This window comes from Gaetbulibacter aquiaggeris (assembly GCF_044003965.1).
Classification (GTDB): domain Bacteria; phylum Bacteroidota; class Bacteroidia; order Flavobacteriales; family Flavobacteriaceae; genus Yeosuana; species Yeosuana aquiaggeris.
Window position 1 is genome coordinate 276,537 of the sequence record NZ_JBAWKC010000002.1, and the last position, 14,426, is coordinate 290,962.

The 14,426-nt window shown below is 35.3% G+C and carries 10 protein-coding genes; all 10 read right to left on the reverse strand.

Annotated features, from left to right (window positions below; all coding sequences use genetic code 11):
* Positions 1–23: 23 nt before the first annotated feature.
* On the reverse strand, positions 24–1,601 hold the full coding sequence (locus tag V8G56_RS07600) for a sulfatase (RefSeq protein ID WP_395437842.1): 1,578 nt from the start codon (positions 1,599–1,601) through the stop codon (positions 24–26).
* A 69-nt stretch (positions 1,602–1,670) separates the two neighbouring features.
* Positions 1,671–3,104 carry a sulfatase gene (locus V8G56_RS07605; protein ID WP_395437843.1) on the reverse strand — a complete coding sequence of 478 codons (1,434 nt, stop codon included), beginning with the start codon at positions 3,102–3,104 and terminating at the stop codon, positions 1,671–1,673.
* 15 nt (positions 3,105–3,119) lie between these two features.
* On the reverse strand, positions 3,120–4,766 hold the full coding sequence (locus tag V8G56_RS07610; protein WP_395437844.1) for a right-handed parallel beta-helix repeat-containing protein: 1,647 nt from the start codon (positions 4,764–4,766) through the stop codon (positions 3,120–3,122).
* 8 nt (positions 4,767–4,774) lie between these two features.
* Positions 4,775–6,259: a right-handed parallel beta-helix repeat-containing protein gene (locus V8G56_RS07615; protein WP_395437845.1), complete on the reverse strand. Its 1,485-nt coding sequence runs from the start codon at positions 6,257–6,259 to the stop codon at positions 4,775–4,777.
* Positions 6,260–6,373: 114 nt separating this feature from the next.
* A complete protein-coding gene (locus tag V8G56_RS07620; RefSeq protein WP_395437846.1) occupies positions 6,374–7,216 on the reverse strand; it encodes an alpha/beta hydrolase in 843 nt (280 codons plus the stop codon).
* A gap of 264 nt (positions 7,217–7,480) precedes the next feature.
* Entirely contained in the window at positions 7,481–9,031 is a 1,551-nt protein-coding gene (locus V8G56_RS07625; RefSeq protein WP_395437847.1) for a T9SS type A sorting domain-containing protein, read from the reverse strand.
* 27 nt (positions 9,032–9,058) lie between these two features.
* A complete protein-coding gene (locus V8G56_RS07630) occupies positions 9,059–10,453 on the reverse strand; it encodes a sulfatase-like hydrolase/transferase (RefSeq protein WP_395437848.1) in 1,395 nt (464 codons plus the stop codon).
* A 169-nt stretch (positions 10,454–10,622) separates the two neighbouring features.
* Positions 10,623–11,450 (reverse strand): T9SS type A sorting domain-containing protein, encoded by an 828-nt coding sequence (locus tag V8G56_RS07635; protein ID WP_395437849.1) that lies wholly within the window; start codon positions 11,448–11,450, stop codon positions 10,623–10,625.
* 77 nt (positions 11,451–11,527) lie between these two features.
* The gene (locus tag V8G56_RS07640; RefSeq protein WP_395437850.1) at positions 11,528–12,853 is read right to left on the reverse strand and encodes a glycosyl hydrolase; all 1,326 of its coding nucleotides are present in this window, start codon (positions 12,851–12,853) and stop codon (positions 11,528–11,530) included.
* 22 nt (positions 12,854–12,875) lie between these two features.
* On the reverse strand, positions 12,876–14,423 hold the full coding sequence (locus tag V8G56_RS07645) for a RagB/SusD family nutrient uptake outer membrane protein (protein WP_395437851.1): 1,548 nt from the start codon (positions 14,421–14,423) through the stop codon (positions 12,876–12,878).
* Positions 14,424–14,426 lie beyond the last annotated feature (3 nt).

Genomic DNA, 14,426 nt, shown 5'->3' on the forward strand with positions numbered 1-14,426 from the left:
ATTTTAGGTTGTTCTAATTACCATTATTTATTATTCAAAATAATGTCCATTTCACTAAATAATCGGGTTTTAATTTTCTTGTACTTCTTTAGACTTGCAAGATTGTGCCACTCATAGGGATCTTTCTTATGATTGTATAATTCTTCCTGACCATTTCCATAACGTATATAGCGCCAGTATTTTGTTCTGTATGAAAAATTTTGGTTTTGAGTTTGAACCTTTATTCCGTAATTACCAACAACCGTTAATGCGCCGTTTGGGCCCTTCCATTCTGCATCATTTTCTTCAATAAATGGTTTTAAACTATAGCCACCTAAATCACCGCCAGATTCGTTGAATTTGTTATTTCCAGTCAAATGACAATAGTCTTTTAGGGTAGGATAGAGGTCAATTAACGAAACAGGATGTTCTACTGTTAAAGCTGATTTGGAAGTTGGGGTTTTTATGATCATTGGAATTCTTGTACTTTCTTCCCATGGAGAATTTTTAAATAAATAGTTTTTTTCTCCCATCTGCCATCCATGGTCACTTGTAAAGACAATAATGGTATTATCTTTAAATTTACTGTCATTTAAAGCATCTATTACTTTGCCAACTTGTTCATCAACAAAAGCTACACAGGCCAAATAAGCTTGTAAAAAATGTTTAAGAGCCAACGCTCTATCTCCATTATAGGATTCCAATAGCATTCTGTAATATCTATGTCCTTTATTATTATCGTTGTCGTTCGGGTCAAAATTAGTATTGTAAAAAGTGTCTTTTTCATCATCAATCATCCACTTCTCCAATTCAATTTTATCTAACGGAAACATATCAAAATATTTATCTGGTGCATGTAAGGGAGTATGTGGCCTTACAAAACCTATTCCCATAAAGAATGGTTGATTATCATTGCGGCTATCTAATTCTTTTATTTTTTTTACCGCCCATTCTGCATGTAATTCGTCTTGCATCAAATCCCTGTCTTTATCATTTATATAACGCATAGGTTTATTATCTGGACCATAAACCCAACCTTTTTCTCCTTTTATACCTTCAGAAATACCTGCTGACAAACGTCCAAATGACCCATCTATGGGGCCAATAGAACTGAATGGTGCAGGAACAGCTGGATTGCTTATTCTGTTTTCACCATCAAAATAAACAGGTCCATAATTGTATTTTAAAGGCATTCCCCACTCATCCCAGTCTTCTTTTATTTCACCATGAGTTATTTTACCAGTTCCTAAAGTTAGGTAGCCATTATCTTTGAAATATCGAATAAGGGTTTTATTATTTTTTAATACCGGTTGTTTTTTTAAATCGGTCCATCCATAATCTAGAGATACATGTGGATAGACACCTGTGATCAAACTGTTTCTTGAAGGCGAACAAACGGGCACATTGGATTGCGCATTCATAAAGCGAACCCCAGAAGCAGCTAATTTATCTATATGAGGCGTTTTAGCTTGTGGATGGCCACCAAATACCCCTTGATAATCATTTAAATCATCACAAATAATAAATAACACGTTGGGTTTGTCTTTTAGATTTTGTGAAACTAAATTCTGAAAGTTGAAAAGAAAAAAAATAAAAACCCATATTGTTTTAAAAAAAGTCATCTATAAAATTTTAATTTAATTATTAACTCTAAAAAGTACTATGGCGCTCAAAATAATGCTAGTCGTAATCTAAGGTAGTTTTATATGATCTCTTTCTGTTATGTGTTTTTTGATCTTTGCAGATAATTCAATAATTAGTTTTTTGTTTTCCTTTTCTTCTGAAATATTAAGGTTTTCTTCTGGATCCTTACTTAAATCATATAACATGCGAGCTGTTTTTTCACCCTTATCATTAAACCATTCTGTATAGGTATGCGACTGGGTTACGATTGTTTCTCCATTGATCCAGCGACTATATATAGCTTCTTTCCAAGGTTGATTTGGATTATCTATTAGGGGAGCGAAGCTTTTACCTTGTAAATGAAAAGGTTTCGGGAGGTCAGCCAATTCACAAAGTGTTGGATAAATATCAACATGTTCCACCAATGCATCTGTCTTTATGTTTTCTTTTTTTCCAGGTACGCTTAAAATTAAGGGTGTGTGCAAAACCTTTTCAAAATTGCAATGTTTCGCCCATAAATTGTGCTCACCAAGATGCCAACCATGGTCACCCCAAAGGATTACAATGGTATTGTCTGCTAAACCGGAACGTTCTAATTCTTTCAATACTTTACCTAATTGGGCATCCATATAACTTACCGATGCATAATATCCATGAATTAATTTTCGCATAAACTCTTTCTCCATTGGCCCTTCTTCGGGAACATCAGTATATGCTCGTAATTCAGAAAAATTATGCATACTTTCATCGGGTGCCCCTTCAGGCTTAAACATATTATCAGGAAGTTGTATATTATCAAAATTATACATATCCCAGTACTTTTTAGGCGCGTTAAATGGTAAATGAGGCCGTTGGAATCCTACAGCAAGAAAAAATGGCTGACCAGTGTCTTTAAATTGTTGCAGATACTCAACAGCTCTGTCTGCAATCATTCCATCCATGTAAATATGATCAGGGGCATCTGGTGCCTCAAAGCTAGGGCCATCTATTCCCCACTTACCATTTTTTATGAGCGTATCTGATTCTGGCATAACATATCCTTGCCAACCTTTCCAATCTGATTTTGGGTAATATTCAGGAACACTCCAACTACCAACAGCATCGGGACGTTTATGATAAATTTTACCAAGTGAAACGGTGTAATAGCCATTGTTTTTAAAATGCATAGGCAGGCTTAACACACCCGGTAATTCTTCGTCTTGGCTTATGTGGGCATCAACAAAGCGATGGCGGTTAGGTCGCACACCAGATAGCAAACTTGCACGTGATGCCCCGCAAACTGGAACGTTGCAATACGAACGATTAAAAAGTAAACCCGATTCAGCCAATTTATCAATATTGGGCGATTTAATCTGTGGTTGTCCGTAGCACCCTAATTCTGGTCTCAAATCATCTACAGCTATAAATAATACGTTCGGTTTATTCTTTAGATTTTGTGATACGAAATACTGAAAGCTAAAAAATAAAAAAATAAAAATCCATTTTGTTTTAAAAATAGTCATACGGCAAATATAAATTTAATCATTACCTGTAACAGGTTCTATGGCACCTAAACTAGGGTTTACTCCAATTAAGTTTCCTAATATGTCCTTTTCAAGTTTAAGCGATTGTAGCAGTCCGCTAGTATCTTGAGGAAGTAAATCAATGTTAATGCCCTTATAATGTACTAAATTAAAATTTTCAGGCGTATAATCTTTAGCTTCAATACCTCCCTTATTCCTAAATTCTGGATTTCCAATGATAGGGGCTACGTCCATTAACCCAGTATTTTTTGGCCAGTTCTCTTTTTTCAAAAATAAATTATTTTTAAAAAATACATTTTTTGCTGAATCGCCAGATGCACTATCTGGTTTGTATTGATCGCCCAATACCGCTTTTGAATCACCTTCTAAATAAAATATATTATTAGCAATCAGGATGCCACGGCTAGTATTATCTATAGCTATTTTAGCAACAATAGAAGAATCACAATATATAGTGTTATTGTAGATATAGGAATTTACAGGGCCTTTTCTTTTTTTCTTTGTGCCCTGATACCCACTTAACCATAAAATTTTACCTTCTTGAAAAGCACCATCAATACCTTTAACCCTGTGACCATCATTAACACTAATATTGTAACGATAGGAGCAATTATAATTATTTCCAAGTATTTCGCAAAATCCACCGGCATTATAAGCACTGATATTATATTGTAAAACTATGTTGTCACAATTAAAATCAATGTGTGCACCTGCTGAATCGCCGGGACCATTGGCGTATAAAAATTTATTTTTCTCTATTAAAACTTTTGAAGAACCCCAGGTCCATAAGCCACTCCCGCGCCCCCATTTTCTGGAATCATCATGACTACCAGAATGGGAAACGGTATTATTGGATACATACACATTTTCTACACCAGACATCTGAATTCCAGGGCCACCGGTTTTTTGAATGGTATTGTTTGATATTTCAATGTTTGAAATATTTTTTTCATTCCCTGTTAATTTGATTCCTGTATGAGACACATTGCTTATAGAACAACTCAAAATTTTGATATCATCAATTAAAGAATTTGTGTCATTAATGACGCGAATACCCCAGCCATATTTTTGGGTGCCATTGGCCGTTTTAACTTCATTTTCGCCTCTTACAAAACCGTAATTTTCATAGTAAATATCATTAATAGTAATATTTTCTATCACAATATGTTGCATATTTGTTGAAGACGTTTTTTTAACTAAAATACCACATCTCATTTTTTGTAAAATGCTTGGGTTGTTAAAACCATTAGCAGTTAATTTTAAATTAGATACTTTAATAAAACTGCAATCTTCTAAAAGAATCCCATGAGTTTCTCCTTTAAAATCTATAATTGCCGGCAATATGGTTTCGGAAGCATCCCAGCTAATTGTAGTGATGATAATGGGATTATTTTTTGTGCCACTTTGGTTTATTAAACTAATTCCTGATTCAAATAATTGATTTGACGCCAATAATACTGTATCTCCGGGCTGCAATTTTATTTTGGAAACCTGGGATAAGGTTTTAAAAGCAGACTCTTTGGTTAATCCATTATTTGAATCGCTTCCTAATTTAGGGTGCACATAATAATCTTTAGCTATGACATGAAAATTGCAGAAAAGAAATATTATTAAAACTAAAAGTCTGGATTTTATAAGCATTTTAATCATTAGTTTATGTTAACTAAAATTTTGTTAGACGTCCCAATGTTCCGTTTTAAAAGTGAATCGTTTTTTTGCAGCATGAAATTTTTTAATGTTTCAAAGCCGTTTCCTCTGGCATTTTCATTTATAAAATTGGGTTTATTAAAAATAGCGTTTAAGTCTTTAGGAAGATCTACTATGGTTCCGTAATAATTATTACTATTAAACTGAGTTCCTGTATCTTCACCAAACAGGAATCTGCCTGTTGTGTCAGTATAGAAAATATTATTTTCAAATAAGGTGTTTACCGGCCAAAGATTACCCCAGTTGTCCATATTCACAATGGTATTATCCAATGTTTTTTCTGGAAGAATAATAACATTGTTATGAATCGTTATGTTTTCAGTGGGGCCAGTGATGTGAAAGATAGGAGAAAAATCCCCTTTTCGTTGGGTGGGATAAGGGCGTATACCGTCGTTGATACTAATATTATGCCTTATAATAGTATTTTTTGTTCCGATATTCCCAGTACTCTTGAAAGTAAACCCATTATTACAAATGAGTAGAAAACCACCGTAATTATCATGGCTATAGTTATATTGAATGATAGTTCCTGTACAATTGTAATCAGAATCAAATCCCTGCCCGTCCCATTTAGCCTTATGTCCGCTTACTTCATTATATTGAATTAAAGTATTATCTGAACTCCATGGCCAAATACCTGCGGCAGCTTCTTCATGCGACAAAATATCGGGAAAATCACGAAGCACATTATTTTCAATAATGGCACCTTCACAACCAATTGGAACAATACCATCCCCCGGAATGTTTTCCAATACATTATTTCGAATGATGACTCCAGTGCTAGGAAACCATTTATCTCTACTTGTATTTCCTCTAGAGTTAATACCATTTCTACCAGTATGATGCAGATAACTATTCTGAATGATTAAATCTACAAAGCGCGTCGGTATTTTTTGACCCAAATTTTGCCATAGTATCGCACCGCCTCCACCATCTTTTTTTACTAAACTACCATTGACATGATGTATTTCTAAGCTATCTAAAATAATATGATGGCAATCACCAAAATTTTCAGCTCTTATAATAACACCTCTTCTATTTGCTGCGCGTTCGTTACCTGTATTCGTGATTTCTAAATTTCTAATTTCCCAGTATTCAACATTGTTAAGTAGAACTGTATGTAATTTTTCTCCCTTACCATGAATGGCTGGTTTCCTGCCTGACCCATATCGATCCATAAGGATTGGTTTTTCTTTAATACCACTGCCTTTTGGTTCTAATTGTCCAAAGTAAGTTGTTCCAGATTTAAACAGAATTTTATCCCCGGGTTTAAAAATGATCTGGTTAACTTTTTGTAAGGAAGCCCATGCTTTAGAAGGCGATTTTCCAGAATTAGAATCATTGCCTGATGCAGCATCAACATAGTAAACCTTTGTACAGTTAGAAAAGAGAAGCAAAACACATAAAATTAATGTTATGTTTTTCATGTTATATAAGTATATATTGTTTTATTAGTTAACGATGATTTGATAATAAACCTAAGTTTGATTTAAAATAAAAGTTTCGATCTTATAAACATTTTAATAATTATTTCAGATTATTTAAAATTCGATGTTCACAAATGGCTCCTTCTTTAAATACCCCAGTGATTGTAAAAATTTATCTGTTTCCAAGACGGTATTCTTATAAAATTCAAAATGTCTATGATTGAAAAAACCGTGTCCTTCACCTTCATATAGCATAAGGTCGCATCGGTTCCCAATATTTTCCATAGCCACTTTAAAATATTGAGCGGTTTCAACAGGAATTAATTTGTCTTCAGTACCCAGAAATAAAATCATTGGTGGGGTTTCTTTTTTTATATTGTGTAAGGGGGAAAAATCTTTATATGCCATTCCAATTCTTTCATTTCCGTAACCACCGGGTCCATTATCAATGACCGGATTAAACAATACAAGTGCGTTTGGAACTGAGCTAATGGAGCGATCATCAGAACTTTCATTATACCCGTCTATTAAGGCCGTAGCGGCGGCAAGATGCCCACCGGAGGACCCTCCCGAAGCAATTATTTTGTCCGGATCAATATTAAATTTAGTTGCATTGGCCCTTAAGAACCTTATGGCAGATTTTGCGTCTTTTAATGATTCAAAAGGAGTGGTATTGTGTTTGTTTTCTATTCTGTAATCAGCTAAAAAACATACCAATCCTCGTTTCGCGAAGTATTTTGCCTGTTGCAAGAAATGCTTCCGATCACCATTAATCCATCCACCTCCAAAAAAGAACAGCATCGCTGGGTGATTTTTAGAAATATCAAATGAATCAGGGTAATAAACTTCTAAGAAAAGTTGTGTTGAATCAATCTCTTTGTAAAGAATTTCTTCCTGAGCAAGAACTGACGTAATTCCCAAACTAAATAATAATAAAAATGATAATAAGTATTTCATATAGGTTTCTTATGTATTGTTAGTAACTATATAAATAAAGATATTTAGGGTTTTTAAAGTACTCTCCCATCGGTTTATTATTCTATAAAATACAGATAATAAGTTAATTACATATTATCTTAATGGCTCCAAAGAGTAAATTTATACATCGCATACTGTTCAGTAGCCTCACTTGTAAAACTAACTGATATCAAGATTGCTAATAACCCTGTAATAATATAAATTGTCCCGGCACTTAAATATTTTATACTTTTTTTTATTCTATTAGTTGACTACTATTTGATAGTTAGACACATTTTGATTTGAAATTATTTTAAATACATATAGGCCTTTAGCAAAATGGCTAACGTCTATGGTTGCTGATTTTGATTCTTTAGAACTTCTTATAAGTCTGCCATTCAAATCATATACTTTAAGGGTATAATTGGATTCTTGAGATTTTATAGTGATTCTGTTTTTTGTTGGATTTGGATATAAAATAAATTTTTTATCAAAGCCAGACCTTTCAAATCCTAATGTGGTGGATGATTTATAAACCCGTACATAATCAACTAAGGCATCTGATAAGGTGCCAACGGCCTGACTTTGAAAATCGCCATCAGCAAAACTGGCGCCCACTGAAAGCCATAACCACTCAGGAACTTGAGGGACTAAAGGATAGCCGTTTGGATCTACCGTAAAAGGAAAAGGTTTGCTAGCACTTGTTGACACCACTTTTACACCATCATAATAAATATCCATACTGGTCGCGGTCCAATACAGGCCAAAAACATGGTATCCCGTATGTAAATTTGGGGTATTGAATCCAATAGTGTGGTTTTTTTTAAACGCACCATACCCATCAAAATGTACAACAGCTTTGGTAGTATTATTATTCCAGGCAGATTCAAAAATATCCACTTCAGCACCATCAGCAGCTGAATTATCAACATTTCCCTGATTATGTCCTTGAAGCCAGAAAGCCGTGTGGTTTCCTTTAGCCGTTTTAGCAATTTTAATACGCGCCTCTAAATAGCCATAGGTTGGTTCATAAAGGTTTTTGCTTTCAACACTGCCGCAATACATGGTGTTATTATCTACTTTTGTACCTCTTAAAACCAGGTCGCCAGTACCATTTAAAAAAGCATTTTGTGGCTTCCACCACCAATCGGTCACCCCTAAATTTGGTCTAGCGGCTCTCGCTGAACTGCTAACACTTACAACCCATTTGGATGTGTTAATTGACACGTCATTAAATTCGTCACTAAAGTCTAAATCCCAATTTCCAGCTACTCCTAAAGGTTGTGCGTTTATGGGTGTATTAGAATCTACAAAACTGGATAAGGAGCCTTGTGTTGCAATAAATACATTGTCCATTCTTAAAGGCCGGTTACCTGCATCTTTAAAAAAGATAATTCTGGCCGTTGTAACTCCTGTTGGTGCTGTAAAAGAAAAAGATCCTGTATACCAAGTATCTGGTGTGGAGTTTAAAACCAGAGTTCCTAAATCACTGCCTCCAGTAATACCATCTTTAACTCTTACGGTCATGTTGTAGGTTCCTGCACCACTAAACCATCTATAATCAAATACGACATTATAAGTTTCATTGGGGGTTACATTAAAAACCTGATAAATGGTGCCATTCCCATTGTTAATATTACCACATGTAGAAGCAGTTAAATCATCAACTAAGACTTGCGTAGGATTTATAGACATCCATGGTGCCGGTACACCAGACATGGTTCCCGTAGCTTCCCAATTGCCATTTACAATTATATTTTGTGCAAAACTAAGACACGAATTAATAATCCAAATTAATAAGATTCCCTTTTTCATAGTATTATGTCATTCGTTTTTAAAGCCTTAGTGCGATAGATATTCTTTTTCTTCTGCGGGATCCTTATACAAAACAGGCTTATTTTCCATCAATCTTTTTTGAATATGGTAGGTAACATCTTCCCATGGTTTCCCCTCACGCCAAAGAGGCGTTATCATTTTGGATTCCCATGTTGAAAGTTTTGTTGATATTTGATTAAGTGCTACTGTATCCTTTGCAGATAAATCATTTAATTCACCCAAATCATTTGACAGGTTATACATGGTAGAACCATACCCTTTTAATTTGACCAGCTTATAATCGCCCAATCTGGCAGCAGATTCGTCTAGCTTGCGCCAATAAAGTTCTGCATGCGGACTGCCTGATTTTTCTTGAAGCAAATAGGGTAACAAATTAACGCCATCTAAAATTAAATGGTCTTCTTTTTTAATATCGGCAGCGGCTAAAGAAGTAGTAAAAATATCTAAGGAGGATGTTAAACCTTCAAACTTTTGATTTGATTGAATTTTAGCTGGCCAACTCACTACAAAAGGCACACGATGACCCCCTTCAAATTCATTGCCTTTCCATCCTTTTAAAATACCGTTTTCAGAACTATTGTTATGCGCTCCGCCATTGTCACTTATAAAATAAATAAGGGTATTATCCAGAATCTCTAATTCTTTTAATTTATTTCTAAGTTTTCCTATGTTTTCGTCTAAAGACCAGGTCATGGCCGCTAAATCCTGTCGGGAGTGGTCTTTATATTTCTCCAGATCTGCTTGTTTGGCTTCCATGGGCGTATGTACCGCATTGTAAGCTAAGTACATAAAAAATGGATGGTCTTTGTTTTCTTCAATAAAATTGACAGAGCGATCTCCTAATACGTCTGTTAAATAGCCATCAAAAGTTACTTGTTTTCCATTTTGCTGAAGCATGTGTTCTGTTGAAGGATTTGTCATAGGAAAGTAAGACCGGCCCCCTGCTAAAAACCCATAAAACTCATCAAAGCCCCTTTTGTTTGGATGATCAGTGGCTGTGGCACCCAGATGCCACTTGCCGATAGCAATTGTTTTATAGTTATTCTTTTTAAACACTTCAGCCAAGGTGACCACATTATCAGATAAGCCAATATCTCCAGAATGTTCATCTCCTGTGCCATTGGCTTCAAAACCAAAGCGTTGTTGGTATTTTCCTGTTAAAAGTCCCGCTCTTGAAGGCGCGCATACGGTAGCACTTACGTGCGCATCTGTAAAAATTACGCCATCTGCAGCTAACTTATCTATTTCTGGGGTGTCTAAATCTTTACTACCCATAAACCCAAAATCAACATAACCGGCATCATCCACTATAATCACAATGATATTAGGTAGCGTGATGTTCTTTTCAAGATTTAATGCTGTGTCTTTTGTTTTATCATTGATACAAGAAGAAACAATCATGATAAGAAAACAAATGAAAATCTTATTTAAACGATTACAAATGGCTGTCAAAATATGAGTATTCTATTTTAGTTAAAAGTTTTATTTAGACTATTAAAAATTAAAAATGACAGAAACAAACGGGTTTATTTCTGTCATTTTATAAAGCTATTAATCACATAATCTATTGTTATTGCTTCACAAATTTATAGGTACCTGCAGCGTCCTCTATAAAAGCTTTCATGATATAAATACCTTTTGAAAGGTTTGAAACATTAACACGATTGTTATTAGAGTTTAAAACTCTGCTTTCTACCAGTTGACCAACCACATTATATATTTCTATTTTATTAATATTTTTTGATGCGGATAGATTGATATAATCTGTTGCAGGGTTAGGTGAGGCATTAAAACCAAATTTTTGTAAGTCTTCTAATGAAGCTGTAGCATCCAAAACAATGGAAACATCATCTATATATTTAAAATATCCTACGTTATTATTATAATATTGAAATCTTACACTCGTTACACCAGTTGCTGGTACAGTAAATGAAAATTTAGCTTCTTTCCAAGCATATGTAGGATCTAGGTCCGCAATACCACAACCATAATTCACGTTATTAGTGGCGTTTCTACCATTATCAGCAACAATAGGTGTTAAAACTAGATTAGCGCCACCTGTAGCGCCATCAAAAGATTTCATCACAACATTAGTGCTAGGGGTAAAAGCCGAAAATGTGAACCAAAAATTAACTATATATGTTTGACCTGGTGTTACATCAACAGCTTGCAGAAAAGAAGTAGCGCCAGTCCCCCAATTTTGGGCCCTACCGGCATATGTGCCACTATGTGTTGTTCCAGCTCCAACAACATCAGCAGCCATCACGGCATCTGTGCCATAACTACCGGTCCATGAAGATATATCTCCAGTTTCAAAATCACCATTTATAATAAGATTTGTTTGCCCAAAACTTACAGAGATGGTTAATAAAGTAATTAAAAAAGTAATTTTTTTCATAATGTTTTGTTTTATTAGTTAATAATTAATATTTGCAACTTTCATGAAGTCACATCACGAAAGTTGCTCGGTTATTTTTATTTAAGTTTTAAAGACACATCATCTAAAAAGATTGGCGGAAAGCCTTGCCCTTTATAGAAAACGATCTTTAATTCTGACACCCCTGCTGGCACGGTAAACTCAAAAACGGTTTCTTCCCAGGATGTGGTAAGTGGCACAGAGTTTAATGTAAATAATACAGCATTACCGCTATTATTTCGTATTACAGGTGTAAAACCATTTGTAACTGCATCTCGCCATTTAGAATTATATTTAAAAATATAGGTTTTACCCTCTTCTACAGGCACAACTTGATTTAATGCACCATCACCATTGTCTATCCTACCAGAAAAATTACCTGTTAAAGGTTCTGTAGTAGCGGTTCCAACAGCACCATTTTTAAAACCACCCCAAGGCGCTATTCCTGCTTCAAAACCACCGTTTACCATAATTTCATCTAAATCAACCGGTGGTACGTAGTCAGTATCCTGACCTGGGCCTATGGCTTCGTTGGCATTAATAGCTGCATACACTTCACCTAATGCTGTTATATTACCTTCAGCATCAAATAAACCAGAGGTTGCTAAAGGTGCATTTTGTCCGTCAAACCATGAGTAACGTATAACCCACTCAATAGAATTCATGGCTTGAGTGGCTTCTTGCATAAACCGAATCACTTCTGCATTAGTGTATCTGTTGTTTTCAGGGGTCGTGGCATTCCAATCAGCCACCGCAAACTCCGTTACCCAAATAGGTCTATTATACGCTTCATGTGTTTCTTTCAACTTATTAATAAAACTTAACGCGTTAGCGCCACCATAGCTATGTACAGTAACAAAATCAATTCTTAATCCTAATTCATCTGCACGAGTCATAAACTCAGTCATCCAAGCATTTGTTGGACCAACAGTAGCAGGAGATCCTAGTGGCACACCTAATTCTTCTAATTTTGGCCATAAAGCAATGGCTTCATCAACTGACATATTGGCTTGTTCTGCACCATCAGGCTCATTAAAACCTAAAACATACTTTACTTTTCCATCAGCAACAAGCTGTTTTGTGGCTGCAATATTTTCATCGGTTACAGAACCCTTTCCCCAAAACATAGGTACAAACTCCACATTTTCAGGAACTTCTTCAGCTAGGACTCTTCCCCAGCTATACATCCAGTGTGCTTTAAGCGCACTCGTTTTATGTGACCAATTCTTGCCTCTGTTAGTATAGGCGACACCTTTTTTACTTAAGTCTGCTGGAAGTTCTTGATCAGCACCAAAATACGCTGATTGCTCAAAATCTCCAATGACATTTTTTTCACAACTTACTATAAGTAATGAAAATATTAATATTGATAAATACTTCTTCATTTTAATAATTTTTTTAGTGTTATTACAAGTATGCTGGGTGTTGCTTTAAGTTAGGATTCACATCTATTTCTACTTGTGGAATAGGGAATATTTCAGATCGTTTTCCTAAATATTGTGGGTTATATCCACTCGCGCCATCTGAAATAGCACGGTTAAAGGCGTCTTCAACAGTTCCCCAACGTTTTAAATCCATAAAGCGCAATCCTTCTAAGGCTAGTTCTACACGTCTTTCATGTCTCACGATTTGAATCATTTGTGCTTGACCCACAGAGCCTTCTGCACTTTCTACACTTGGCATGCCTACACGGGCTCTAACCTGATTAACCAAAGCAGTGGCTCCCGTTACATCTCCTGTTTCAGCCATGGCTTCTGCACGCATTAATAAAATATCTGCATACCTAATAACATAGAAATCCTGAGAACTATCTGAAGCTGAGCCATTACCTTCGGCATCTGGTCCTGTTCTAATATACTTACGCATGCCGTAACCTGTAGGTCCATTTCCCGGAAAAATTCTAACAGGATCATCAAAATACTGGTCGCCTTTAAAGTATATAGTTGCTAATGCTCTAGGGTCTCTATTGAGTCTTTGGTCTGCAGCATTGTATAGAGGAGAACTAGTAATAGGTAAACCGTCTGTACAATAATAATCCTTTACTAAATTAGGCATGGGTCTTTGATCAATTTTTGGAGTACCGGCATAGGTTCCGGAAAATATTTCTCCGTTATTAGTGTCGGCACCTCTTAAGAAACGAATTGAAAACACAATTTCTGGAGATGTTTCATTGGCTTGTGTAAATAATGCGGCATAATTGGGATGCAGTGAATATCCTAAACCTAAGGCTTCTTCTGTTAATGCAAGGACTCCAAATTCGCCATCATATTGCTTATTATATAACTGAACTCTGGCAAAAAGCCCTAAAGCGGCTCCTTTAGTAGCATAGCCATACAAATCATCAGGATGGCTTACCGGTAACGATTTAATAGCAAACTTTAAATCTTCTCTTATTTGTTCAGTTATTTCTGAATACGTATTTTTTGCTACATAGGCATTTTCTAAAGTTTGAGGCTCTGTAATTAATGGGGCATCCTCATAGTATACTGCTAAATTAAAATAGAAAAGTGCTCTTAAAAAATAGGATTGACCTAATAAAGCTTCTTTACTTTCCAGAGGCACTAAATCCTCAGATATTTCATTTACATTTTTAATAACAGCATTCACTCTTGCAATACCTCTGTAAAGATCATTCCAAACTGCAGTGAATTGTCCTCTTGTTGGGTCATAGGTGCCTTCCATAAAAATCCCTGGTCCTTCCCATTTATATTGGTTAAAAGCATTATCTCCTAAATTATCAAAACCAGGAAACCCTTGCCAACCATTTAAATTTCCACCATACATAGACCTGGATTGAAGTGTTGAATACACGCCATTCAATGCTAAAAATGCATCGGCCTCACTTTGCCAAAAATTACCTTCGGCTATTTGTGTTAATGATGGTGTTTCCAAATAATCGTTATTACAGCTAACCACCGTAAAAACGATACAAATTGCTAATAGTATCTTTTTCATTTT